Genomic DNA, 1,346 nt, shown 5'->3' on the forward strand with positions numbered 1-1,346 from the left:
TGCTGTTCGCCGCCGCCGTCGGCGCGGTGATCATCGGCGGCATCAAGAGCATCGCCAAGGTCACCGAGAAGATCGTGCCGTTCATGGCGATCCTCTACCTCGGTGCCTGCCTCATCGTGCTCGTCGGCAACTTCGGGGAGATCCCGGCGGCCTTCGGGTCGATCCTCGACGGCGCCTTCACCGGTGAGGGCGCAGCGGGAGGCATCATCGGTGCTCTCATCGTCGGCTTCCAGCGGGCGGCGTTCTCCAACGAGGCCGGCCTGGGCTCGGCCTCGGTCGCGCACTCCGCGGTGCGCACCAAGGAGCCTGCGACCGAGGGCTTCGTGGCACTGCTCGAGCCGTTCATCGACACCATCGTCATCTGCACGATGACGGCGCTGACGATCGTCATCACCAAGGCCTACCTCGACCCCGCTGCCTCCGAACTCGGTGGTGTGGCCCTGACCTCGAACGCCTTCGCCTCGGTCCTGCCGTGGTTCCCGAAGGTCCTCGCGGTCGCCGTGGTCCTCTTCGCCTTCTCGACCATGATCAGCTGGTCGTACTACGGCATGAAGGCCACCGGGTACCTGTTCGGTGACAACCCCCTGGCGGAGAACGTCTTCAAGGTCATCTTCCTCGGCTTCACCGTCCTGGGTTCGGTCGCCAGCCTCGGCTCGGTCATCGACTTCTCGGACTCGATGATCTTCATGATGAGCATCCCCAACCTCATCGGACTCTACCTGTTGCGCAACGTCATCCGACGTGAGTTCGCCAGCTACCGGGCACGCCTGGCCTCCGGGGAGATCAAGGAGTTCGCCGACCGGCACTGAACTCCCGCACGGCGCAGGGCCCGACGGTTCGCCGTCGGGCCCTGCTGCTGTGTCAGGCGAGGCCGAGGTCAGCGAGGCCGAAGACGTGCCGGTACTCCAGCCCGGCATCCGCGAACTTCTCCGCCGCACCGGTCGCCCGGTCGGCGATCGTGGCGACCGCGACGACGGTGGCGCCGGCATCCCGGGCCGCCTGCGCGGCATCCAGGGGTGAGGAACCGGTGGTCGACGTGTCCTCGACGATGAGCACCCGGCGGCCCTCGATCGACGGGCCCTCGATGCGCTGCTGGAGCCCGTGGGCCTTGCCGGCCTTGCGCACGACGAACGCGTCGAGGCGGCCACCCTGCGCGGCCCGGGCGTGCAGCATCGCGGTGGCGACCGGGTCGGCGCCCAGGGTCAGGCCACCGACGGCGTCGAACTCCAGGTCCGCCGTGAGGTCGAGCATGACCCGGCCCACGAGCGGGCTGGCCTCCCCGTCGAGGGTGATGCGGCGCAGGTCGACGTAGTAGTCGGCCTCGCGGCCCGAGGACAGGGTCACCC

Annotated in this window: 2 protein-coding genes; one reads left to right on the plus strand and one right to left on the minus strand. The window is 68.8% G+C overall.

Annotation, left to right across the window (positions count from 1 at the left end):
* On the plus strand, nt 1-809 hold an 809-nt coding region (locus tag PLL68_RS15265), incomplete at its 5' end, for an alanine/glycine:cation symporter family protein (RefSeq protein WP_324535561.1).
* 52 nt (nt 810-861) lie between these two features.
* Here the strand turns inward: PLL68_RS15265 and pyrE are convergent.
* Nucleotides 862-1,344 carry an orotate phosphoribosyltransferase gene (gene pyrE, locus PLL68_RS15270; protein ID WP_324535563.1) on the minus strand — a complete coding sequence of 161 codons (483 nt, stop codon included), beginning with the start codon at nt 1,342-1,344 and terminating at the stop codon, nt 862-864.
* Nucleotides 1,345-1,346: the final 2 nt, after the last annotated feature.

This window comes from Ornithinibacter sp. (assembly GCF_035443565.1).
Classification (GTDB): domain Bacteria; phylum Actinomycetota; class Actinomycetes; order Actinomycetales; family Dermatophilaceae; genus Fodinibacter.